This window comes from Roseococcus sp. GW821-FHT12F05 (assembly GCF_058806835.1).
Window position 1 is genome coordinate 660844 of record NZ_JBXAQB010000003.1, and the last position, 23127, is coordinate 683970.

Below are 23127 nucleotides of genomic sequence, written 5' to 3' on the forward strand. Positions count from 1 at the left end.
GGCCCTTATGGACCCGTACGGCCATGATATGGAGTTTCTGTAATCCGTTTCAACGGATTTCGGAAGCCCCGGAACGCGGCTCGCTGGCCGGCGAGTCGCCTCATTCGTTGCGCAACAATGGCGCCGGTCGGACGCGCAAAGCCAGCGCCGTCCCGGCATAGCCGAAGCTCAGGACCAGCAGCATGCATCCGGCGACCGTCACCACCAGGGTTCCCGGCAGGAAAACCCAGGGCTGGTTCATGACGCCGGTGACAACGCCGTAGGCCGCCGCCGTGCCGGCCAGCGCCGCCAGCGCGCCGGCGAAGGCGCCCAGCACGCCGAACTCGACGAGGAAGGCGCGCAGAACCTGCCCTCGCGTGGCGCCGATGGTCTTGAACAAAATCGCCTCGCGCACGCGCCGGCGCTGCCCGGCGGCAACGGCGCCCGCCAGCACCAGCGCGCCGGCCAGCAGCGTGACCGAGCCGGTCGCCGTCAGCGCGCCGCCGATGCGGGCGAGCAGGGCCGCCACCTGCTCCAGCGCCTCGCGCACGCGGATGCCGGAGACGTTGGGGAAGGCGTCGGTGATCCGCCGCAGCAGCGTGGCGTCCGAGGCCGCGTCGCCGCGGACGGTGGCGATGTGCGTGTGCGGCGCGGCCGAGAGCAGCCCGGGCGAGGCGATGAGCGAGAAATTCATGCCCAGGCTCCGCCACTCCACCTGCCGGAGGTTGGCGATGGTCAGGTCGATGTCGCGGCCCAGCACGTTGATGGTGATGGTGTCGCCGATCTTCACGCCCCAGCCGCGGGCGATGTTGGCGTCGAAGGAGACCAGCGGCGGGCCGTCGTAGTCCGGCGCCCACCATTGCCCTGCGACGACGCGCGTGCCCTCCGGCATGGGGCCGACATAGGTGAGGCCGCGATCGCCGCGCAGCGCCCAGGCGCTGTCCTGGCTGACCTGCACCTGCTCGGCGGGCACGCCCTTCACCGCGACGACCCGGGCGCGCAGGCTCGGCACGCGGCGGACCTCCTCGACGCCCTGCGTGGCGCGGGCGATCTCGTCGAAGCGCACGGCCTGGTCGGGCTGGATGTCGATGAAGAAGAAGTTGGGCGCGCGGGCCGGCATCTCGCTGCCGATCGCGTTGCGCAGGTTGCCCTCTATCTGCGCGATGGCGGCCAGCGTGGTCAGGCCGAGGCCGAGCGCCACCAGCAGGATCGGCGTGGAGCTTCCGGGTCGGTGCAGATTGGCCAGCCCGAGGCGCCAGGAGGGCCGCCGGATGCCGCGCAGCGCGCGGGCGGCGGCCATCAGCAGCCAGGCGCCGCCGCGGAACAGGGCCATGGCCGCCAGCGCGCCCAGGCAGAAATACAGGCCGAAGAGCGGCCGGTCGGCCGTGAAGATGACCAGCGCGACCAGGGCGATCGCGGCCAGGGCATTGGCCCCGGCGACCTTCCAGCCGACCCAGGCGCCCTCGGTCCCCAGCACGTCGCGGAACAGCGCGGCGCCGGGGATTCGCCCCGCGCGGCCGAGCGGCCAGAGCGCGAAGGAGAGCGCGGTCAGCAGGCCGAAGAGCGCGGCCATGGCCAGCGGCGCCGGATAGATGGCGAGCCGGGGCGGGATGGGCAGCGCCGCCCCCAGGGCCTGGGCGGCGAGCCAGGTCAGGAAAAGCCCGGTCACCAGCCCGATCGCGATGCCCAGCACCGAGAGCGCCAGCACCTGGATCAGATAGGCGGAGAAGATGGCCGCCGTCGGCGCGCCCATGCAGCGCAGCGTCGCGATGGTCCGCGCCCGCGCCTCCAGCCAGGCGCGCACCCCCGTCGCCACGCCGATGCCGCCGACGAGCAGCGCCGTCAGCCCGGCCAGCGTCAGGAAGGAGGCGGCGCGGTCGAGGAAGCGGTTCACCCCGGGATCCGCCTGGTCGGCGCGGCGGATGCGCCAGGAGGCGCCGGGGAAGGCCGCGGCGAGCTCGGCCGAGAAGGCACGGGCGGTGAGGCCCTCCGGCAGGCGGATGCGGTATTCATAGGTGACGAGGCTGCCCGGCTGGATCAGGCCGGTGGCGTCGAGCTGGCTCAGCGGCAGGATGGCGCGCGGGCCGAAGATGGTGGGCGTGGCGACGCGGTCCGGCTCCTCGGTGATGCGGGCGGCCAGGGTGACCTCGGACTCCCCGAGCCGGAGCCTGTCGCCGGGGGAGACGCCGAGCCGCTCGGCGATGCTCGGCTCGACCGCCACGACCGCGCCCTGCAGCGGCACGGCCGGCTCCAGCCCGAGCGTGCCGTAGAGGGGATAGCGCTCGTCGGCGGCCTTCAGCTCCACCAGCATGCGCTCGCCGTTATCGGCGATGAGCATGCTCCGCAGCAGAACCACCCCGCTGACCGTGCCGCCGCGGGCGCGCACCCAGTCGAGCACCTGGGGCTCGGCGGGCTGGTTGCCGGAGCGGATCTCGAGGTCGCCGCCCAGAATGCGCGCGCCGTCGGCCTGCAGCCCGGCCTGCACGCCGGCGCGAAGGCTGCCCACGGCCGCGATGGCCGCGACGCCCAGCGCCAGGCAGGCCAGCACGATGCGCAGGCCCCTGGTGCCGCCGCGCAGCTCGCGCCGCGCCAGGGTCCAGCCGAGACGCAGGTTCCTCATTCCGCGGCTTCCGCCATGGCGGCGGTGTCGCTGGTGATCAGCCCGTCCTCGATGCGGATCTGCCGCTCGCAGCGGGCGGCCAGCGCGGGATCATGGGTGATCAGGATCAGGGTGGTCCCGAATTTCTCCCGGAGGTCAAAGAGCAGGTCCATCACCGCGAGGCCCGTGGCGCGGTCCAGGTTGCCGGTGGGCTCGTCGGCCAGGATGAGGCGGGGCAGGGCAACGAAGGCGCGGGCCACGGCCACGCGCTGCTGCTCGCCGCCCGAGAGCTGGCCGGGATAATGCGTCAGCCGGTGGCCGAGGCCCACGGCCTTGAGCGCGGCCTCGGCGCGGGTGAAGGCGTGCTCGTCGCCGGCGAATTCCAGCGGCAGCGCCACGTTCTCCAGCGCCGACATGGTGGGCACGAGGTGGAAGGACTGGAAGACGATGCCCACCTCCTCGCGCCGGAAGCGGGCCAGCGCGTCCTCGCCGAGGGCGGAGAGGTCGCGCCCCGCCACGGTTAGGTGCCCCGAGGTCGCGCGCTCCAGCCCCGCCAGCAGCATGAGCAGCGAAGTCTTGCCGGAACCGGAGGGGCCGATGATGCCGACGGCCTCGCCTTCGCCGATCTGGAGGTCGACCCCCTTCAGGATGTTGACCCGGCCGGCGCTGGACCCCACCTCGAAGGTGAGATTTCGCGCCGCGATCAGCGGCGTGGCGGAGGCTGTCAGCTTGTTCATGACCACTGCATATGGCCGGCGCGCTGCGCTGCAAAAGGTTTTGTTGCTTTTCGCTACACCGGCTCTCGCACAGGGAACGTCACCCGTGAGGCTTCTGGCGCTCGGCGATTCCCTCACCGCCGGCTACGGGCTGCCCCGGGGCGAGGGCTTCGCGCCCAGGCTGCAGCAGGCGCTGGTCGCGGCCGGCCGCCAGGTCCGGGTGATCGATGCCGGCGTCTCCGGCGACACCATGGCCGGCGGCTCCGCCCGGCTCGACTGGGCGCTGGCCGAGCGGCCGCAGGCGGCGATCGTGGCGCTGGGCGCCAATGACGGGCTGCGCGGCCTGCCGCCGGCGCGGATGGCCGAGGCGCTGGAATCCATCCTCTCGCGGCTGGAGGCGCGGCGGATTCCCGTGCTGCTCGCGGGCATGCTGGCGCCGCCCAACCTCGGCGCCGACTATGGCCGCGCCTTCGAGGCTGTCTATCGCGACGCCGTGGCCAAGCGGCCGGACATCCTCTTCTACCCCTTCTTCCTCGACGGCGTGGCCGCCCAGCGCGGGCTGAACCAGGCGGACAACATCCACCCCAACCAGGCGGGCGTCGCCGAGATCGTGCGGCGGATTCTCCCTGTCACCGAACAACTTCTGGACCGGGTGCCACCTGCCGCCGCAGGATAATGGGGCGAATCCGGGAAGGGGGCCCAGCCCATGCGTCTCTTCGTCGCTCTTGACCTTCCGCAGGAGGTAAAGGTCCGTCTGGCCGCCATGTGCGGGGGAATCCCGGGGGTCCGGTGGGTGCCGCCGGAGAACTACCACCTCACCCTCCGCTTCATCGGCGAGGTGCCGGGCTACATGGCCGAGGAACTCGACATCGCCCTCGCCAATATCCGCGCCAAGCCCTTCGAGCTCAGCCTCTCCGGCCTCGGCACCTTCGAGAAGGCGGGTCGGGTGCAGTCGCTGCACGTGGTGGCCGGGCGCACGCCGGGCCTCGCGCATCTGCAGGCCAAGATCGAGACCGCCCTGCAACGCGCTGGATTGCCGCCGGAACGCAAGAAGTTCGCGCCGCACGTGACCATCGCGCGGACCGACGGCGCGGCGGTGCCGAAGCTCGCGGGCTTCGTGCAGGCGCACAACCTGTTCCGCACCGAGCCGGTGATGGTGGAGCACTTCGTGCTCTTCTCCTCGCGGCTCGGGAAGGAGCAGGCGGTCTACACGCCCGAGGTCGAATACGCCCTGGCGGCCTGATGGGACGGCTTGAGAGAGGCGGGCTTCCCGCCTAAAGCTTCCGGCGTGGCAAAGTCCCGCGCCCTGCTGATCCGGCTGATGGCCGCGCTGCTGTTCTGGCAGTCGGGCGTGGCCGTGGCGCATTGCCTGAGCGGCCTGTCGCATGGCGGCGACGCCATCGAGATCTGCTCGATCGACGGCGTGAAGGTCATCCACCTGGACGAGCAGGGCAATCCGCTGCCCGACCAGGCGCCCGCCTCGCACGAGGGCGGCTTCTGCCCCGTCTGCCACGGCATGCCGGCGGTGAACCTGCCCGAGCCGCCGATGCTGGCCCTGCCGGCCTGGACGGGCGAGACCATCGCCTGGCACGCCGCCGGCGAGGCACGGTTGCTGCCGCCGGCCCGCGCGCCGCCCTATCCGACAAGGGCACCACCCTCCCTCACGGCCTGAACCCGTCAGCTCCGCTGCGTCAGCGGCGGAGCGCCCGTTCTCGTTCGTGATGGAAACGTTTCATGTCCAGACTTCGCCGTGCTGCGCTCTGCGCGCCGTTGTTCGCCTTCGCCCCTCCCGTCTTTGCCCAGACCACCAGCCTGCCCGAGATGCAGGTGACGGCTCCGACGCCCTCGCTCACGGTCCCGACCAATGCCGAGGCGCAGGTCCGGCTCTGGTCAAGTCCCGGCGCCAATACCGTGGTGCCCGCCAGCGAATTCCTCGACCGCCCCGGCACGACCGGCATCCGCGACATGCTGGAATACACGCCCGGCGTCTTCGCCCAGCCCAAATGGGGCGAGGATTCGCGCCTCTCCATCCGCGGCTCCGGGATCGCGCGGAACTTCCACATGCGCGGTGTGCTGTTGCTGCAGGATGGGATCCCGGTGACCCAGGCCGATGGCAGCGGTGATTTCCAGGAGCTGGACCCGCTGACCTTCCAGCGTGTCGAGGTGCTTCGGGGCGGAAACGCCTTCTCGCTTGGCGCCAACACGCTCGGCGGCGCGCTGAACTTCGTGACGCCGACGGGTCGGGACGCCCCCGGCGCGAACCTCCGTGTCGAGGGCGGCAGCTGGGGATTCGCCCGCGGGCAGATCAGCGGCGGCGGCGTCTACGGGCCGATGGATGGCTGGATCAGCGGCACCATGGCCACCCAGGACGGCTATCGCGATCACAGCCAGGGCAACAGCGGCCGGCTGAACCTCAATATCGGCTACCGGATCGCGGACAATGCAGAGACGCGCTTCTACTTCACGCACAACTCCATCCAGCAATACATTCCCGGCTCGCTCACCCGAAGCCAGGCGCTGAACTCGCCGCGCATGGCCAATGCGTCGAATCTGGCGCTGAACTACCAGCGCAACATCGACAGCTACCGGATGGGGTCGCGCACGACGGTCCAGGTCAATGCCGAGACCACGCTGGAGTTCGGCGGCAGCTGGGTCTCGCGGCAGCTCAACCACCCGATCTTCCAATACGTCGACAACCAGACGAACGACTTCAACCTCTTCGCGCGCGGCACCTGGGACGGAGCGATCGGAGGGATGCGCAACCGGCTCACGGGCGGCTTCAACTATGCCTACGGCACCAACGACAATCGCCGCTTCGTCAACCTGAACGCCAACCGGGGCGCGCAGACCTTCTCGTCCTGGGACAAAGCAGAGAACTTCACCGGCTACTTCGAGAACAGCCTCTATGTCCTTCCGCGGCTGGCCTTCGTCACCGGCGTCTCGGGCGGCGGGGCCAGGCGCTCCAGCGAGAACCGGCTGAATCCGGCGCTGGGTGGATCGGGCCGCTGGAACTGGATCAACCCGCGCGCCGGCCTGCTCTGGCAGGCGACGCCCACCGCCCAGGTCTATGGCAACGTCACCTGGTCCACCGAGCCGCCGACCCTGTCGGATCTCGTCTCGCTCGTTCCGCTCGGCGGGTTCAGCCTGCTGAAGCCGCAGCGGGCGGCCACGCTCGAGATCGGCACGCGCGGGACGGCCGGGCGCTTCGGCTTCGAGCTGGCGGCCTACCGCAGCTGGATCGACAAGGAGATCCAGCTCTTCATGGGACCGACCTCGGGCAGCAGTTTCGCGCAGAATGCCGATCGCACCATCCATCAGGGCGTCGAGCTGGCGGGAACGGTCGAGGCAGGCCGGAGCCTCTTCTCCCAGGGCGACAGCGTGACGCTGCGCGGCGCCTATACCTTCAGCGACTTCACCTTCGATGGCGATCGGACCTACGGCAACAACCAGCTCCCCGGCGTGCCCCGGCACGTGCTGCGGGCGGAGGCGCGCTACCGCCATACCGCCGGCTTCTGGATCGCGCCCAATGTCGACTACGTCCCCGAGGGCTTCTTCGTGGACAATGCCAACACGGTGCGCACCAACAGCTACGCGCTGATCGGCCTGCGCGCCGGCGCCGATTTCATGGAAGGCCGCCTCGGCGTCTTCCTGGAGGCGCGCAACCTGGCGGACCGGCGCTACATCTCCTCCGCCTCGGTCGCCCCCGTCGCGGGCAACCAGGCCCTGTTCGAACCCGGCTTCGGGCGCTCGGCCTATGCCGGCGCGCGCTATCGCTTCTGAAGGATCAACGCCGATGAAAAAGCTTCTTGCCCTGATGCTCACGGCCGCCACGCCGGCTTTTGCACATGTCACGATCGAGCCTGCGGAGGCGCAGCCCGGCGCCTACACGCGGCTCGCCTTCCGGGTCGGCCATGGCTGCGGCGGCGCCGCGACCACGGCGATCGAGGTCGCGCTGCCGGAGGGCATGACCGTCGCGCGCCCCATGCCCAAGCCCGGCTGGGAGATCGCCATCGAGCCCGGCGCCTCCATCGCCTGGCGCGGCGGCCTGCTGCCGGACGCCTGGTACGACGAGTTCGTGATGATGGTCCGCACGCCCGACCGCGGCGGCGAGGCCGTGGCTTTCCCGGTGACGCAGCGCTGCGGCGAGACGGTCGCGGCCTGGACGCAGCTCGCGGTCGCGGGCGAGCCCCGGCCTCGCTTTCCCGCGCCATTGCTGCAACTGGCCCAGGCGCCGGGCGCGGTGACGGCAGGCCCGCTGGCGCTGTCCAATGCCTGGACGCGCGCGGCCGGGCAGGGGGCGCAGGGCGCGGGCTTCGTCACCATCCGCAACACCGGCGCCGAGGCGGATAGGCTGGTCGCGGCCAGCTCGCCGGCGGCCGCGCGGGTGGAGCTGCACACGAGCCTGCGCGAGGGCGACGTGATGCGCATGCGCCCGGTCGAGAACATCCCGGTGCCGGCGGGCGGCAGTGTGACGCTGGCGCCGGGCGGGCTGCACATGATGATGATGGGGCTGACCCGGCCGCTCGCGGTGGGCCAGACCGTGCCGGTCACGCTGCGCTTCGAGCGGGCCGGGCAGGTGACGGTGAACATGGCGGTGCAGGCGGCCGGGGCCCGCGCGCCCATGCAGATGCAGGGCCACCAGCACTGACGTCGTCCGGGGGCTCCCGGGTCAGAGCGGGTTGTCGTCCGGCGGCGGCAGTCGCGCCGCCGCTTCCATCTGCTCCTGGGTCATCGGCGCCGGGCGGAACACCTTCCGGAACGAGGCCCGGCGCGCCCCCGGCACGTCCAGCCCGTAGCTGTCCGCATGCGCGACCAGCTGCCCGCTCCGGTCCGGCCAGATCGTCAGATAGGCCAGCGCCACCTGCACCTCCTGGAGGGGGTGGATGTCCTGGGTGCGGCCCGTGGCCAGCGTGGCGTCCACCGAGGCCGGCGTCGTGTCCAGCAGCCAGGCCGCGAGGTCGCGCACGCGCTCCACGCGCACGCAGCCGTGGGACAGCGTGCGGCTGGGGCGCGCGAAGAGGCCCGGCCGGTTGGTGCCGTGCAGGAAGATGCCGTCGGAATTCTCGAGGCCGATGCGCAGCGGCCCGAGCGGGTTGGTCGGCCCCGGCGGCTGGATCAGGCGGCCGCCCACCTGGTTGAAGCCCGCGGCGCCATTGGCGCGGATCTCAGGCGCGATGCTGGCCGGCACGTACCAGGGCGGATGGAACCGCACCGTGGTGACGTAGGTCGCGAGCTGCGGCGTGCGCGTGCGGGCGCCGCCGACGATGACGCGGGAGCGCAGCACCTCCAGGCCGCCCTCATAGGCGATGAGCTCGGCGGAGGCGATGTTCACCAGGATGGAGCGGCCGGCGGAGAGGTCCGTCCCCATGTCGTCCAGCCGCTCCAGCGTGCGCTCCACGGCGGCGCGGCTGCGGTGGTTGAGGGGGAGGTTGGACTGCGCCGCGCGGAGCTGGTCGCGCGTGTCGGGCGCGGAGAGCGGGGGAAGGATCACCGGCGCCGGGATCTGCGCGGCGGCGATCCGGGTCTGCGCGGAGGCCGCGCCGGAGCCGAGAACGGCCGAAGCCGATCCGTAGAGGACGGAGCGGGCCAAGGAACGACGGGTCTGTATCATGAAGCGGCACGGACCAGGATTGATGCCGGAGCATTGTAACAGACAAAATCACAGAAATCGAAAGGGTCTGAGAATTTTGTCACAGTGTTGCCGGAAGGAGTCGCTGGCCGCCCTGGGCCCTGTCCCCGGGCCCAGGGCGGGTCATACTCGCCGGCCGATGTTCAGGGAGTGCGACGATGGGCGAGGGACCGATCCTGGTCGTGGGGGCCGGCGCGGTGGGCGGCTACATCGCGGCCCATCTGGCGCGGCTGGGCGAGGACGTCGCGATTCTCGAGGACTGGGCGCTCAACCGCGAGGCCATCGCGGCGGAGGGGCTGATGGTGGAAGAGCCCGCCGGCCGCTTTTCCGCGCGATTCCGGATCCTGGGCGAGGATCCAGGGATCGCGGCACTGGCGCCGCGCCTCGTCATCCTCTGCACGAAGCTGGCCGACGCGCCGGCCGCGGTGGCCCGGATCGAGCGTCACTACGCGGGGCCCTACCTCGTCACGCTGAACGCCCTGGCCGACCTCGCCATGGCCAGGGAGCTCGGCGCGGAGCGGGTGATGGGCTGCATCGCCACGGGCCTCTTCGCCCATCTCGTGCGTCCCGGCGAGATGCACCGGCACCGCCGCCGGCACGACGGCGGCGCGGCCACCTTTCGGCTGGGGGAGACGGGCGGCGGCGTCAGCCCGCGCATCCGCGTCCTGACCGCGCTGCTCGACCGCGTGGACCATGCCGAGGCGGTGGAGGACCTGGCGGCCGCGCGATGGAGCAAGCTGGTCTTCAACTGCATGACCTCGCCGCTCTCGGCCCTGCATGAGCGGCCGATCCGCGACCTGTTCCTGGAGCCGGAGCTCCGGCGGGAGCTGATCCAGGTCGCGCTGGAGGTCGTGGCCGCCGCCGGGGCGGCCGGCGTCGCGCTCGATCCGATCTGCGGCGTGGCCGGCACGGTCTGGAGCCGGGCCGCCCTCGGCTCGGCCGAGGCACAGGCTGCGCTGGAAGCCGGGTTGATCGCCTACGGGAGCAAGCTGGACCCCACCGCCATCAGCGGCATGGCGCAGGACCGCGCGCGCGGCCGGCGGACCGAGGTGCGGCTGGTGAACGGCGCGGCGCTGGAGCAGGCCCGACGTCACGGCCTGGACGCGCCGGCCAATGCCGCGGTGATCGAGCGGCTGGACGGGCTGGCTAGGGGCTGAGCCCCGCGCTGCGCACGATCCGGCCGAAGCGATCGAGATCCTCGCGGATGCGCTGGGAAAAGGCCTCCGGCGAGCTGCCGATGGGCACGACGCCGAGCTCGGTGAAGCGCTGCGTCACGGCGGGCTCCCGCAGCGCGTGCAGCACCGCGGCGTTCACCCGCTCCACCACCGCATCCGGCGTGCCGCGCGGCGCGAGCAGGCCCCACCAGGTCGTGACCTCGTAGCCCGGCAGGCCGCTCTCCGCGACGGTCGGCACGGCGGGCATCAAGGGGTTCCGCACGGGGTCGGTGACGGCGAGCGCACGCAGCCGCCCCGCCTCCACGAGTGGCTTGGAGGGCGAGAAGGACATGAAGCCGAGATCGACATGGCCGGCAACGAGGTCGGCCAGCGCCGGCGTGTCGCCGGCATAGGGCACGTGCTCCATCCGGATGCCCGCCATGTCCATCATCAGCACGGCCGCGAGGTGCGGCGGCGCGCCGGCCCCGGAGGAGGCGAAGTTCAGCCGGCCCGGCTCGGCCTTCGCGCGGGCGATCAGCGCCTGCACGTTCTCGACGCCGAGATCGTTGCGGGTGACGAGGATGAAGCTGGACGCCGCGACCCGGCTGATCGGCCGGAAGTCCGCGACGATGTCGTAGGGCAGGTTGGGCTGGAGGGCGGGCGCGAGCGTATGGGCGCCCGCCGCCATGAGCAGGGTGTAGCCGTCCGGCGCCGCGCGGGCTGCCGCCCCCGCGCCCACCGTGCCCGCGGCGCCGCCGCGGTTCTCGATGATGATCGGCTGGCCCAGGACGGCGCGCATGTGCTCGGCCACGGTCCGCGCGACGAGGTCGTTGGCGCCGCCGGCGGGGTAGGCGACGATGAAGGTGATCGGGCGCGCCGGCCAGCCGGGCCGCGTCTGGGCCAGGGCAGGGAGGGGGGCGGCGAGCCCGGCTGCCAGGATCGCGCGACGGCGGGTCATGTGGCCTTGCTCCCTGCGAAGGCGGCGCCGGCCTGCAGCACCTGCGGCGGGTCGAGCTCGACAGCCATGCCGATGATGCTGGAGGCGAGGCAGAGATAGTAGCCGGAGGTGATGTTGACGTCGGTGATCTGCCGCGGCGTGAAGTGCTGCGAGATCCGGGCGAAGAGCTCCGCCGGCACGCCCTTCAGCGTGCTGTAGGCGAGCACGTATTCGGCGAGCACCGTCTCGGCCGGACCCAGGCGCGGCGGAATGCGGCCGGCCTTCATTTCGTCGAGCTGGCCCTGGTCCAGCCCGGCCCTGAGCGCGATCGGCCCGTGGTGATGCCAAGCGTAGTCCACACTGCGCCCCGTGATGAGGATCACCAGCTCCCGCTGGAGCTCGGAGAGATCGGTGCCGTAGCGGCAGTAGCTCCCCAGTTCGACGATCGCGGAGAGCCCCGCCGGCGCATGCGCGAAGGATTTCATCACGTTGGAGACGATCCCGCGCGTCCGGCGGAAATCCTCGACGGCCGCCGCCAGCTCGGGCGTTTCAGCGGGATCGGCCTCCGGGAGGAGCATGGCGTTCAGACCCCTTGCCGGCTCAGGAAGGCGAGGACGTCCCGCGCGCAGCGCTCGGGCACGGCGTCGCCGAGGTTGTGCGGCATGCCCTCATAGGTCAGCAGCTCGGAATTCGGGATGAGGTCGCGCATGACCTCGTACTGGTTGTGCGAGCCGATGGGCTCGTGGCCGGGTGCGACGATCAGCGTCGGGCAGGCGATGCGCGGCAGGTCTTCCGTCCATTCCCGGCTGGACATGTGGGTGACGAAGCGGCCGATCCAGCCGAGGTCGTTGGTGCCGGTCTGGCGGCAGAACCAGTCGACGAGGGCGGGGTCGGCATCGGAGGGGAATCGATCCTGCGCGGTGGCGCGGACGAAGGCCTCGATGCCCGTGCGGGCCATCTCGGCCGGCCAGGTGTGGGCCTTGCTGTTGCGCAGGCCGGGCGTGGAGGCGAAGAGCATAAGCGTCGCGATGCGCTGCGGATCCTCCATGGCGAGGCGCTGGCCGACATAGCCGCCGGCGGAATTGCCGACGAGGTGAACCCGCGGAACCTCCAGCGCATCGAGCAGCTCGCGGACGTCGTCGGCGAGGCGCTCGACGGTGATGGGCTTGCTCTCGTCCGGAATCTCGGAGGCGCCGTGGCCGCGCAGCTCCAGCGAGATCACCGGATATTCCCCCGCCAGGATGGGAATCCAGCCGTACCAGCGGCGGTACTCGCCCATGGCCGGATGCAGCAGCAGGATCGGGTCGCGCGGCGGGAGCCAGGGCTTCGTGAAATCATCCACTCGCCAGGCGAGGCGGATGCCGTCGCTGGCGGTGAGGAAGGACATGTTGGGCGCAGGCGTCATCAGTAGTTCGACCTTCCGCCGTCGGCGGGAATGGTGGCGCCCGTGATCATCCGGGCGCCGTCGGAGGCGAGGAAGACGGCGGTGGCCGCGATGTGCTCGGGCTCGCCGATCCAGAAGGGGTATTCCTTCTGGCGGCCCACGGGATCCTGCGGGTCGCCGCCTGCGGCGGCCTGCTCCAGCGTGCCCCAGGTGCGGATGATGCGGTCGGTCTGCACGCGGCCGGAGGCGATGCAGTTCACGCGCACATTCTGCTTGGCATAGGTGCCGGCCATGGCCCGCGTCAGCGAGATGATGGCCCCCTTGGCCGCGCTGTAGACGTGGTAGGGGCTGGCCCCGCGCAGCGCCGCCCCGGAGGACATGTTGATCACCGCGCCGCCGCCCGAGGCGATGATGGCGGGGATGGCATGCCGGCAGCAGAGAAAGGTGCCGCGCAGGTCGAGGTTGATGGTGGCCTCGAAGATCTCCAGCGGCACGTCGGTGACGTTGCCGTCCCGCGGGTTGGTGCCGCCGGCGCAGTTGTACAGCACGTCGAGCCGGCCGAACTCGGCGACGGTGCGCTCCACGGCGGCGGCGACGGAAGCGTCCTCCCGGATGTCGGCGGCGATGGCGATGGCCTGGCCGCCCGCCTCGCGCACGGAAGAAGCGGCGGCCTCGGCGAGGCCGGCATCCAGGTCCAGGACGGCCACGGCATAGTCAGCGGCGGCGAAGGCCCGGGCGGCGGCGCTGCCGATCCCGCCGCCGCCGCCGGAGATGAGGACGGCCTTCATCAGTCGGCCCCCATCAATCCGCTCGGGCGCCGGACGCCCGCACGATGGGCCCCCAGGTGGCGAGCTCGCGCGCGAAGCGCTCGCGGAACTCGGCCGGGGTGGAGCCCTCGGGCACGAAGCCGAGGTCGATCGCGCGGGCGCGGATCGCGGGGATGGCCAGGATCTCCTTCACCTCGCGCGCGAGGCGTTCGCCGATCTCGGGCGGCGTGCCCGTCGGCGCCCAGAACCCCCAGATGGTCTCGGCACTCATGCCCGGCAGGCCGGACTCAGCGAAGGTCGGCACGTTGGGCAAGGCGGGCGAGCGCGAGGCGCCCGTCACCGCGATGGCGTTGAGCCGCCCGGTCTCGACATGCTGCCGCGTGGAGCTGATGCCCGCGAACATCATCTGCACGGTGCCGCTGAGCAGCGCGGTGACGCCCGGGCCCGTGCCGGGGAAGGGGACATGGACGATGTCGACATTCGCCACCATCCGCAGCATCTCGCCGGAGAGGTGCGTGGAGGCGCCATTGCCGCCCGAGGCGAAGTTCACCTTGCCGGGGTTGGCGCGGAGATAGGCCAGCACATCGGCCAGCGTCTTCGGGGCGAAGGACGGATGCGTGACCAGGATCACCGGCGCCGTCGCCAGCAGCGAGACCGGCTGCAGGTCGCGCTGCGTGTCGAAGGGCAGCCGCGTGTAGAGGAAGGGGTTCACCGCGATGGCGCTGTCGATCGCCAGCAGGTTGTACCCGTCCGGCGCGGAGGTCGCGATCAGGTTGGTGCCGATGGTGCTGCCGCCGCCCGGCCGGTTCTCGATGACGATGTTCTGGCCCAGCCGCTCCTGCAGCTGCGGCTGGAGCAGCCGGCTGATGATGTCGGTGCCGCCGCCGGGCGGGACGGGGACGATGATGCGGATGGACCGCGCCGGCCAGGCCTGGGCGCGCAGGGCGGCCGGGGCCGCGAGCGCGCCGGCCAGCGCCAGGGGAAGGGCACGCCGGCGCATCAGGTCAGGCCTCCCTTCGCGCGCCCGCGGAACTCGGTCTGCAGCTGGTCCAGCGTGAGGAACTCCGCGCCCATCTCGGTGAGTGCGTCGATCAGCTTCTCCAGGATCGTCATGCGGTGACCGCGGCCGATCACATAGGGATGGAAGGTGTAGACCAGCGCGCCCCATTCCTCCGTGCGCCGCATGTACTCGAAATCGGCGACCCAGTTCTCCAGCACGCCGCTGGCGTTCTGCAGCCCCGGCAGCAGCCCGTCCTTGCTGCGCAGGAACTCGAAATGGGGAAAATCGTCGAGCGACCAGGAGATGGGGATCTCCACGAGGTTGGTCGTCTCGCCGAAGACCATCGGCGCATCCGCCTTCACGACGTCGCCGCGGCGGGCGAAGTAGGGGTGGCAGTCATGCGCCATCATGCTGCTGTCATAGGCCATGCCGTGGTTGAGGATCAGGTCGATGGTGCGGTCGCTGATGTCCCAGGAGGGCGAGCGGTAGCCCTTCGGCTTATGCCCCGTCAGCTCGACGATCGTCTCGACGGCACGGCCGAACTCGTCGGCCTCGCGCGCGGCCTCGAGCTGCGCCGGCGGCACGTGGCTCCAGCCGTGATGGCCGATCTCATGACCTTCCCTCACCACGCGGTTGCAGGCGTCGGGATAGGTCTTGATGACGACGCCTGGCACGTACCAGCTCGCCTTGATGCCGCGGCTCGCCAGCAGGTCGAGGATGCGGCCCGCGCCGACAACGCCGAACTCGCCGCGCGAGACGGGGGAGGGCGTGTCCAGCCCGCGCGCGACGAGGCCGGACCAGGTGTCGAAGTCGAAGGACAGACAGGCGATGTGGCGTGGCACTTCGGGGCCCTCTCGCAGCAATGAATTCACGTGGTATGTTCGTCCAGCGTGTCCGACAAATCCCCTCCTCGCAAGGCCTTGCCGCCGATCATGTCCGTATGAGGATTCCCGCCTGGATCGGCGCGCTCTACGCCACGCTGCTGATGCAGACCGTCGCCGCCTTCCTCGCGCAGAGCCTCACCGTGGTCGCGCCGCTGATCACGCGGGACGCCGGCCTGTCGCCCGAAGCCATCGGCCATCTCTCCGCGCTGGTCGCGGCGGGGACGGCGCTGTTCCTGCTGCTGGGCGGGCCCTTCCTCACCCGATGGGGGCCGGTGCGCTCGCTGCAGGTCGGCGCGCTGGTCTCGGCCGGCGCCATCATGCTCGCGGGCTTCGGCACGGCGAGCGCCCTGATGATCGCCTCGCTCTTCCTGGGCATCGGCTATGGGCCCTCGCCGCCGGCGGGCAGCCGCATCCTGGCCGCGACGGCGCCGCCGAAGCACCGTGCGTTGATCTTCTCCGTGAAGCAGGCCGGCGCGCCGCTGGGCGGGGCGGCCGCGGGCCTCATCCTCACGCCCATTTCCACCGATCACGGCTGGATGGCGGGCGTCCTGGTCGCAGTCGTCATCGCCCTGGCCGCGGCCGCCTCGATCCAGCCCTTCAAGGCCGAGCTCGACGCCGAGCGCGATCCCACCCAGAAACTCAACCTGCACGTGGTCTTCCAGCGGCAGACCTGGCTCGCGCCCATGGTCGCGCTGACGCACCACTCCGCGCTGCCGCCGCTCACCACGCTCGCGGTCTCCTTCGCGGTGGTGCAGGGCTGCCTCTTCACCTTCACGGTGACCTGGCTGACCATCACGCATGGCGTCTCCCTCGTGCAGGCCGGCGGCGTCTTCGCCACCATGCTCTTCTCGGGGGTGGTGGCGCGCATCGTGCTGGGATGGATCGCGGACCGCATGGGCCGGCCCATGCGGCACCTCATGATCCAGTCGGTCGCCGCGGCGGTCGCCACGGCCGCCTTCGGTGCCATGCCGGACGACCTGCCGCTCCCCGCCGTCCATCTCCTCGCGGGACTGACGGGCTTCCTGGCGGCGAGCTGGAACGGCATCTACCTCTCCGAGGTCGCGCGGCTGGCGCCGCCCTCGCAGATCTCGGCGGCGACGGCCGGCTCCACGCTCTTCACCTTCCTCGCCTATCTCCTCGCCCCCGTCGGCTTCGCGCTGCTCGTCTCGCTGAGCGGCAGCTGGACGCTGGCCTTCGCGGTCTGCGCGGCTCAGCTGGCCGTCGTGGCGGGGATCGTCGCCCTGGCGCTGCGCGGCGCCGAAACCAAGGAAATGCCCTGATGCCCGGAACACCCCGCCTGCTGCTGATCAACGCCTTCCGCCTCAGCCCCGGCTCCTACTCCCTGCGCCCGGCGAGCGGCACGCGCGAGCAGCTCGTGATGGACTACGAGAACGTCGCGCACCTGCTGGCCGATGTGGAGTGGGACGTGAACGCCGGCGCGCTGGCCACCCATGGCGACTGGGCGGTCGAGGCGCTGGAGGAATTCCTGGCCGTCGCCGCCAACCGGCTGCCGCTGGTGCGCGACGCCTGCGAGAGCGGGAAGTACGACGCCATCGTGCTGCTCGGCGGCGGCGATCCCGGCTACCAGGAGTCCCGCGAGATCGGCCGGCGCCACGGCATCCCCGTGACCTCCTGCGCGCATGCGCAGATGCTGGTGGCCAGCATGGTCGGCAACCGCTTCGGCATCATCGACATCTCCGAGAAGCACAACGTGCAGATGGCGAAGCTGGTGGTGGAGTACCGCTTCACCGAGCGCTGCACCGGCATCCGCAACATCGACTTCCCGCTGCCCCGCCCGGCCAATGCGAACCGCCCTTCCATCGCGAGCGAGCGCGCCAAGGCGCTGGCCGGCGAGCACAGCGCCATGCTGGAGGCGGCCTTCGAGGCCTCGGAGGCCGCGATCCAGGAGGACGGCGCGGAGGTGCTGATCCTCGGCTGCTCGGCGGCCTACTGGATGCAGCCCTTCCTGCAGAAGCGGCTGGGCGAGGCCGGCTGGGACATCCCGGTGCTGGAGGGCTACCGCTGCGCCATCGAGCAGGCGAAGCTGCTGGCCCGCCTCGGCCTGGACGCGAGCGGGATGATGATCCCGATGGATCCGCCGGCGCGGTCCAGGAAGCGCAAGCTGGTCTGAGCTGCCCGTTTTCGCGGCGGGCGGGCGGGAAAACCTGCCTGCGGCTTAACCAGGGACGTCGGATCGTTCGGCAACCGCATGATTCTCGCAGATGTCACGAAAGTGTCATCGGTTAGGCTTCCGGCTGCCCGCACCTTCCCGCCCGACGTCCAAGGAGCCTCCCCATGCACCGCCTCCTCGCCGCAGCCGGCGCGCTTCTGCTTGGCGCCTTCAGCGCTCCCGCCGACGCGCAGCAGCGCACGCGGCTCACCGTCTACACCGCGCTGGAGAACGAGCAGCTCCAGCCCTTCAAGACCGCCGCCGAGGCCGCGCTGCGCGACATCGAGATCGCCTGGGTGCGCGACAGCACCGGCGTCATCACCGCCCGCCTGGTCGCGGAGCGCGCGCAGCCCCGCGCCGACGTGATCTGGGGCCTCTCCGCCTTCTCCCTGCTCGGGCTCGAGGCGATGGACATGCTGGAGCCCTATACGCCCAACGGCGCCGAGATCCTGCGGCCCAACATGCGCAGCGACCGCACGCCCATGACCTGGACCGGCATGGACGCCTTCGTGGCCGCCATCTGCTACAACACGGCGGTCGCGCGGCAACGGAACCTGCCGCGGCCCACCACCTGGGCGGACCTGCTGAACCCGGCCTTCCGCGGGCAGATCGCCATGCCCAACCCTGCCTCCTCCGGCACCGGCTTCCTGACCGTCGCGGGCTGGATGGCGACGATGGGCGTGCAGCCCGCCTGGACCTTCATGACCGGGCTGCACGAGAACATCCAGGTCTACACCCACTCCGGCTCGGCGCCCTGCAACAACGCCGCGCGCGGCGAGTACGGCATGGGCATCTCGCTCGACATGCGCGCGGTGACGCTGCGCAACCAGGGCGCGCCCATCGACATCATCGTGCCGACGGACGGCGTGGGCTTTGACCTGGAGGCGACGGCCATCCTGCGCGGCACCCGCAACCTGGCCGCTGCGCGGCGGCTTGCGGACTTCGCCGTGACGCGCGGGGCTATGGAGCTCTACGGCCGATTCTACGCCATCCTCGCCATGCCCGGCGTGACGCCGGCGGTGCAGGGCTATCCGGCCGATTTCGAGCAGCGGCTGGCGAGCATCAACATCCGCGAGATCGGCGGGCAGCGCGATGCCATCCTCGCGGAATGGACGCGGCGCTTCGACGGCAAGTCCGCCCCCCGGTGATTGAAGCCGCGCTTCGGCCCTACCTCCGCATCGAGGGGGTGGGCCGCGACTTCGGCGCTTTCACGGCCTTGCGCGACGTCGACATCGGCGTCGAGCGCGGCGAGTTCCTCTGTCTGCTCGGCCCTTCCGGCTGCGGCAAGACGACGCTGCTGCGCGCCATCGCCGGGCTCGACGTGCCGACGCGCGGCGAGATCTTCCAGGACGGCAAGCTGATCACGGGCCTGCCGCCCTCGCAGCGCGATTTCGGCATCGTCTTCCAATCCTATGCGCTGTTTCCGAACATGACCGTCGCGACGAATGTCGGCTACGGGCTGCGCGGCGCCGCCTGGCCGAAGGCGCGGGTCGAGGCGCGGGTGGCGGAACTGCTGGCGCTGGTCGGCCTCGCGGAGCAGACGCATCGCTACCCCGCGCAGATCTCGGGCGGGCAGCAGCAGCGCGTGGCGCTGGCCCGCGCGCTGGCCAACGAGCCGGGCCTGCTGCTGCTGGACGAGCCGCTCTCCGCGCTCGATGCCATCGTGCGGCTGCACCTGCGCACGGAGCTGCGGCTGCTCCAGCGCCGGCTCGGCGTCACCACCGTCATGGTCACGCACGATCAGGAAGAGGCGCTGAGCCTCGCCGACCGCGTGGCGGTGATGGATCGCGGCCGCGTCATGCAGATCGGCACGCCGCAGGAGGTCTACGACCGCCCGGCCAACGCCTTCGTCGCCGGCTTCGTCGGCCGCAACGCCAGCTTTGCCGCGCATGCGGCCCCGGGCGGCGTCTTCATCGGGAACGGCCGCCACATCCCCACCGCCACGACGCTGCCCGAAGGCACGCCGGTGCGCGCTTTCATCCGCCCCGAGGATGTGATGCTGGCCGACACGCCCGGAAGCCTCGGCGCGGAATTGCGCGGCATCGAGTTCCTGGGCTCCGTCTGCCGCCTCGACCTCGACGCCGAGGGCCTGCCGCTCCAGGCCGAGATCGCGCCGCGCGCGCTGAACGGCCTGGCCGTCGGCGCGATGCTGCGGGTCGCGCTGCCGCCGGACAAGCTCATGGTCTTCGCCCTGGATGGCTGAGCCGCGCCCCAGGGAGGCGATGCTGAGCGAGTCCACGCTGCTGCGGCTGTGCCTGGCCTTCGCCGCCCTGCTGCTGGCGGTGGGGCTGGTGGCGCCGCTGGGCGTGATGCTGGCGCGCGCCTTCCAGGACCTGGACGGCAACTTCGTCGGCCTCGTGCATTTCCGCGCCTATTTCGGCTCGGCCGCGCTGCTGTTGCCGGCCTGGAACAGCCTCTGGACCTCAGTGCTGTCAACGGCAATCGTGCTGCCGCTGGCCTTCGTCTTCGCCTATGGCATGACGCGCTCGCGCCTGCCGGGGCGGGCGGCGTTCCGGGCGATCATGCTGGTCCCGATCCTCGCACCCTCGCTGCTGCCGGCGCTCTCGCTGATCTACCTCTTCGGCAACCAGGGCCTTCTGCGATTCCTGCTGCCCGAGGGCGGCAGCATCTACGGTCCCGCGGGCATCGTGGTCGCGCAATGCATCTACACCTTCCCGCATGCCGCGATTATTTTGTCTGTTGCGCTCGGCATGGCGGATGCGCGCCTTTTCGAGGCGGCGGAGACACTGAAGGCCGGCCGCCTCCGCATTTTCTGTGACGTGACCCTGCCGGCGGCACGCTACGGGCTGGTCTCCGCCGCGGTCGTCGTCTTCACCCTGGCCGTGACAGATTTCGGCATCCCCAAGGTGATCGGCGGGCAGTTCCCGGTGCTCGCCACCGACGTCTACAAGCAGGTCATCGGCCAGCAGAATTTCTCCATGGGCGCGGTGGTGGCGATCGTCCTGCTGCTGCCGGCGCTCTTCTCCTTCTTCGCCGAGCGCTGGGCGCAGCGCCGGCAGGTGGCCGCCATCTCCGGCCGCGCCGTGCTCTACCGCCCGAAGCGCCGCGCGGCGCGCGACCTGCCGCTGCTGGCCGTCTGCTTCGCCATCGCGGCCGTATTGCTGGGCATCGTCGGCATGGCGGTCTGGGGCTCGCTGATCCGCTTCTGGCCCTACAACCTCGCCCTCACGCTCTCGAACTACGATTTCTCGCGCTTCGACGCGCAGGGCTGGGGCACGCTCTGGACCTCGCTAACCATGGCCGCGCTGGCCGCGCTGGTGGGCACGCCGCTGGTCTTCTCGGTGGCCTATCTGCTGGAGCGCGGCGGGATGGCCGGCTGGCTGCCCGGCTTCGTGCGGGTCGCGGCCATCGCGCCGCTGGCCGTGCCAGGGCTGGTGCTGGGCCTCGCCTATATCCTCTTCTTCAACCACCCGGCCAATCCGCTGGGCTTCCTCTACGGCACCCTGGCGATCCTGGTGCTGAACTGCGTGATCCACTTCTACACGGTGGCGCACCTCACCGCCGTTACCGCGATCCGCCAGCTCGATCCGGAATTCGAGGCGGTGGGCGCCAGCCTGCGCGTGCCGCGCTGGCGCACCTTCCTCCGCGTGATCGTGCCGATCAGCGGGCCCGCGATCCTCGACATCGCCGTCTACCTCTTCGTGAACTCCATGACGACGGTCTCGGCCCTGGTCTTCCTCTACGGTCCCGACACCAAGCCGGCCTCGGTCGCGGTGGTGCACATGGATGAGGCGGGGCAGGTGGCCTCCGCGGCGGCCATGGCCTGCGTGATCCTGGCGATCACGGCCTCGGCAAAGCTGGTGCAGCTCGGCGCGTCGCGATGGCTCGCGGGCGGGTGGCGGCCGGCGCAATAGTTCTGGGCGGGCGCCCGCGGGCGGCCTAAGCTCCCGTGCATGGGCCCGTCAGAGGCCCGCCAGGGAGAAGATGATGATCACACGCCGCCCGCTGCTGGCCCTGCCGGTGCTCGCGCCATTGGCCGCACCCGCCCTCGCACAGGCCGCCTGGCCCAACCGCCCCGTCCGCGTGCTCGTGGGCTTCCCGCCCGGCGGCTCGCTCGACGTCATGACCCGCCTCACCTGCGAGCAGATGACCCAGCGCTTCGGACAGAGCTTCGTCGTCGAGACCCGTTCCGGCGCCTCCGGCAACATCGCCGCAGAGGCCCTGGCCCGCGCCACGCCCGACGGCTACACCATCAGCACGGTCAGCATGAACACCGTGGTCATCAACCCCATGCTGTTCCAGAACCTGCCCTTCGACATGAACCGCGACTTCGCCTGGATCAGCGCCATGTGGGACATGCCCAACGTCCTGGCGGTGCCCTCCCAGTACGTGCCGGCGCGCAGCGTGCAGGAGTTCATCGCCTGGGCGCGCGAGCGGCCCGGCGGCGTCAGCTACGGCTCCGCGGGTATCGGCTCGACCATCCATCTCTCGGGCGCCTATCTCGCCGCCCGCGCCGGGCTCCAGGGCACGCACGTCCCGTTCCGCGGCGCCGCGCAGACCATCCCGGCCATGCTCTCCGGCGACGTGCAGTACGCCGTGGACAATCTCGCGAGCTATGTCGGCGTGATCCAGGAAGGGCGGATCCGGGCGCTCGCCGTGACCATGTCGGAGCGCTGGCCGACCCTGCCGGACGTGCCGACCATGGGCGAGGCGGGGATCGACAACTTCAACGTGAGCCCCTGGCATTTCTGGGCGGGCCCCGCCGGCCTGCCGCGCGAGATCGCCGAGCGCCTCTCGCGCGAGATCCGCGCCGCCTGGGCCGATCCGGCGCTGCAGCAGCGCGCGATCGGCATGGGCGCGCGGCTCACGGGATCGACGCCGGAGGAGCTCGGCGCAAGGCTGGAGAGCGAGAAGCCGCGCTGGGCGGAGATGGTGCGGGTTTCCGGCGCGACGGCGGGGTAGGAGGCGAGGGGCTCTGCCCCTCGACCCCGCCAGGGCTTTTTGCCCTGGACCCTTTAACTCATCGGAGATGCAAGAACCTGAGGTTCTTGCCGGGGTGCTCGAGGGGCAGAGCCCCTCGAGGCGCAACATCCCGGGACTTGGGCCGCGCCGATATTCGTCGCATCCTCCCTCATTCCGTCAGGAGAACAGGCCGCCATGGACCCCAACCGCATCGCCGAGGCCGCCGGCCTCCTGGCTGCTGCCCGCCTGTCCGGCACGCGCATCGCCGCTTTGCCCGCCAGCGCCACCCCCGAAAGCGTGCGCGAGGCGCATGCGATCCAGGACGAGGTGGTGAAGCGCAGCGGCGCCGTCGTCGGCGCCTACAAGGCCAATGCGCCCAGTGCGACCTCCGAGGGCGTGCGCGGGCTGATCTTCGCACCGGCCATCCATGCCTCGCCGGCTGTCTTCCCGACCGGCGACGCGCCGCAATGCGGCATCGAGGGCGAGGTCGCCTTCCGCTTCCGGAGCGACCTGCCGCCGCGCGCCGCGCCCTATTCCCGCGAGGAGGTGGCCGCTGCGCTCGACGCCTGCGCGGCCATCGAGGTGGTGAGCAGCCGCTACGCCGATTCCGACACGGCGACGGCGCTCGACAAGCTCGCGGACAACATCAGCAACGGCGGCTTCGTGCCCGGCGCGCCGGTCGAGGACTGGCGCGGTCTGGACCTCGGCCAGATCAAGGTGAAGCTGATCGTAAACGGCGCGACGGTGGTGGAGAAGGCCGGCGGCCACCCGATCGGCGATCCGCTGGGCGTCGCGGTGGCGCTGGTGGAGATGATGCGGAGCGCGGGCGGGGTGAAGGCGGGGCAGTACGCGACCTGCGGCTCCTACACCGGCCTGCGCTACTTCAAGCCGGGCGACCGCTGCCACGTCGTCTTCGAGGGGCTGGGCGAAGCGGAGCTGACCTTCACACCGTGATCCCGGCATAGGCCCGCTCGAAGCGTGCGCC

At 71.2% G+C, this 23127-nt stretch carries 22 protein-coding genes; 13 read left to right on the forward strand and 9 right to left on the reverse strand.

Annotated elements, in window-relative coordinates; genetic code table 11:
• Positions 1-100 precede the first annotated feature (100 nt).
• Both AC1ROY_RS11525 and AC1ROY_RS11530 read right to left on the reverse strand, forming a co-directional pair.
• Entirely contained in the window at positions 101-2599 is a 2499-nt protein-coding gene (locus AC1ROY_RS11525; protein WP_493148947.1) for an ABC transporter permease, read from the reverse strand.
• Complete coding sequence (locus tag AC1ROY_RS11530; RefSeq protein ID WP_493148948.1) at positions 2596-3315, reverse strand: ABC transporter ATP-binding protein; 720 nt, start codon at positions 3313-3315, stop codon at positions 2596-2598. The genes AC1ROY_RS11525 and AC1ROY_RS11530 overlap by 4 nt, the downstream gene beginning before the upstream one ends.
• Positions 3316-3400: 85 nt before the next feature.
• Here AC1ROY_RS11530 and AC1ROY_RS11535 point away from each other — a divergent pair, with 85 nt between their 5' ends.
• From AC1ROY_RS11535 to AC1ROY_RS11555, 5 genes are all read left to right on the forward strand, one after another.
• The gene (locus tag AC1ROY_RS11535) at positions 3401-3970 is read left to right on the forward strand and encodes an arylesterase (RefSeq protein ID WP_493148949.1); all 570 of its coding nucleotides are present in this window, start codon (positions 3401-3403) and stop codon (positions 3968-3970) included.
• Positions 3971-4000: 30 nt separating this feature from the next.
• Positions 4001-4537, forward strand: a complete 537-nt coding sequence (gene thpR / locus AC1ROY_RS11540; protein WP_493148950.1) for an RNA 2',3'-cyclic phosphodiesterase — start codon at positions 4001-4003, stop codon at positions 4535-4537.
• A 45-nt stretch (positions 4538-4582) separates the two neighbouring features.
• On the forward strand, positions 4583-4966 hold the full coding sequence (locus AC1ROY_RS11545) for a DUF2946 family protein (RefSeq protein ID WP_493148951.1): 384 nt from the start codon (positions 4583-4585) through the stop codon (positions 4964-4966).
• Between the two features lie 62 nt (positions 4967-5028).
• The gene (locus AC1ROY_RS11550; protein WP_493148952.1) at positions 5029-7074 is read left to right on the forward strand and encodes a TonB-dependent receptor family protein; all 2046 of its coding nucleotides are present in this window, start codon (positions 5029-5031) and stop codon (positions 7072-7074) included.
• A 13-nt stretch (positions 7075-7087) separates the two neighbouring features.
• A complete protein-coding gene (locus AC1ROY_RS11555; protein WP_493148953.1) occupies positions 7088-7942 on the forward strand; it encodes a copper chaperone PCu(A)C domain-containing protein in 855 nt (284 codons plus the stop codon).
• A 21-nt stretch (positions 7943-7963) separates the two neighbouring features.
• Here the strand turns inward: AC1ROY_RS11555 and AC1ROY_RS11560 are convergent, their stop codons facing one another.
• The gene (locus AC1ROY_RS11560; protein WP_493148954.1) at positions 7964-8884 is read right to left on the reverse strand and encodes a L,D-transpeptidase family protein; all 921 of its coding nucleotides are present in this window, start codon (positions 8882-8884) and stop codon (positions 7964-7966) included.
• Between the two features lie 197 nt (positions 8885-9081).
• On the opposite strand from AC1ROY_RS11560, the gene AC1ROY_RS11565 reads away from it, so the two are divergent.
• Entirely contained in the window at positions 9082-10080 is a 999-nt protein-coding gene (locus AC1ROY_RS11565; protein WP_493148955.1) for a ketopantoate reductase family protein, read from the forward strand.
• Here the strand turns inward: AC1ROY_RS11565 and AC1ROY_RS11570 are convergent.
• From AC1ROY_RS11570 to AC1ROY_RS11595, 6 genes are read right to left on the reverse strand one after another with little or no spacing between them, the layout of a single operon-like run.
• Positions 10070-11035, reverse strand: a complete 966-nt coding sequence (locus AC1ROY_RS11570; protein ID WP_493148956.1) for a tripartite tricarboxylate transporter substrate binding protein — start codon at positions 11033-11035, stop codon at positions 10070-10072. The two genes, AC1ROY_RS11565 and AC1ROY_RS11570, sit on opposite strands and share 11 nt — an antisense overlap.
• Positions 11032-11592, reverse strand: coding sequence for a carboxymuconolactone decarboxylase family protein (locus tag AC1ROY_RS11575; protein ID WP_493148957.1), 561 nt, complete (start codon positions 11590-11592; stop codon positions 11032-11034). Before AC1ROY_RS11575 ends, AC1ROY_RS11570 begins: the two co-directional genes overlap by 4 nt.
• 5 nt (positions 11593-11597) lie before the next feature.
• Complete coding sequence (locus AC1ROY_RS11580) at positions 11598-12419, reverse strand: alpha/beta fold hydrolase (protein ID WP_493148958.1); 822 nt, start codon at positions 12417-12419, stop codon at positions 11598-11600.
• Positions 12419-13186, reverse strand: coding sequence for an SDR family NAD(P)-dependent oxidoreductase (locus tag AC1ROY_RS11585; protein ID WP_493148959.1), 768 nt, complete (start codon positions 13184-13186; stop codon positions 12419-12421). The genes AC1ROY_RS11580 and AC1ROY_RS11585 overlap by 1 nt, the downstream gene beginning before the upstream one ends.
• Positions 13187-13199: 13 nt before the next feature.
• Positions 13200-14165, reverse strand: coding sequence for a tripartite tricarboxylate transporter substrate binding protein (locus AC1ROY_RS11590; RefSeq protein ID WP_493148960.1), 966 nt, complete (start codon positions 14163-14165; stop codon positions 13200-13202).
• Positions 14165-15007: a polysaccharide deacetylase family protein gene (locus tag AC1ROY_RS11595; protein WP_493148961.1), complete on the reverse strand. Its 843-nt coding sequence runs from the start codon at positions 15005-15007 to the stop codon at positions 14165-14167. The genes AC1ROY_RS11590 and AC1ROY_RS11595 overlap by 1 nt, the downstream gene beginning before the upstream one ends.
• Before the next feature lie 98 nt (positions 15008-15105).
• Between AC1ROY_RS11595 and AC1ROY_RS11600 the strand changes: the two genes are divergently transcribed.
• From AC1ROY_RS11600 to AC1ROY_RS11630, 7 genes are all read left to right on the forward strand, one after another.
• Complete coding sequence (locus tag AC1ROY_RS11600; protein ID WP_493148962.1) at positions 15106-16329, forward strand: MFS transporter; 1224 nt, start codon at positions 15106-15108, stop codon at positions 16327-16329.
• A complete protein-coding gene (locus tag AC1ROY_RS11605; protein ID WP_493148963.1) occupies positions 16329-17180 on the forward strand; it encodes an aspartate/glutamate racemase family protein in 852 nt (283 codons plus the stop codon). The genes AC1ROY_RS11600 and AC1ROY_RS11605 overlap by 1 nt, the downstream gene beginning before the upstream one ends.
• A 164-nt stretch (positions 17181-17344) precedes the next feature.
• Positions 17345-18367, forward strand: coding sequence for a putative 2-aminoethylphosphonate ABC transporter substrate-binding protein (locus tag AC1ROY_RS11610; protein ID WP_493148964.1), 1023 nt, complete (start codon positions 17345-17347; stop codon positions 18365-18367).
• Complete coding sequence (locus AC1ROY_RS11615) at positions 18364-19422, forward strand: ABC transporter ATP-binding protein (RefSeq protein ID WP_493148965.1); 1059 nt, start codon at positions 18364-18366, stop codon at positions 19420-19422. Before AC1ROY_RS11610 ends, AC1ROY_RS11615 begins: the two co-directional genes overlap by 4 nt.
• A 19-nt stretch (positions 19423-19441) precedes the next feature.
• Positions 19442-21094, forward strand: a complete 1653-nt coding sequence (locus tag AC1ROY_RS11620; RefSeq protein WP_493148966.1) for a putative 2-aminoethylphosphonate ABC transporter permease subunit — start codon at positions 19442-19444, stop codon at positions 21092-21094.
• A gap of 73 nt (positions 21095-21167) precedes the next feature.
• Positions 21168-22142: a Bug family tripartite tricarboxylate transporter substrate binding protein gene (locus AC1ROY_RS11625; RefSeq protein ID WP_493148967.1), complete on the forward strand. Its 975-nt coding sequence runs from the start codon at positions 21168-21170 to the stop codon at positions 22140-22142.
• Positions 22143-22337: 195 nt separating this feature from the next.
• A complete protein-coding gene (locus tag AC1ROY_RS11630) occupies positions 22338-23096 on the forward strand; it encodes a 2-keto-4-pentenoate hydratase (protein ID WP_493148968.1) in 759 nt (252 codons plus the stop codon).
• Positions 23097-23127: the final 31 nt, after the last annotated feature.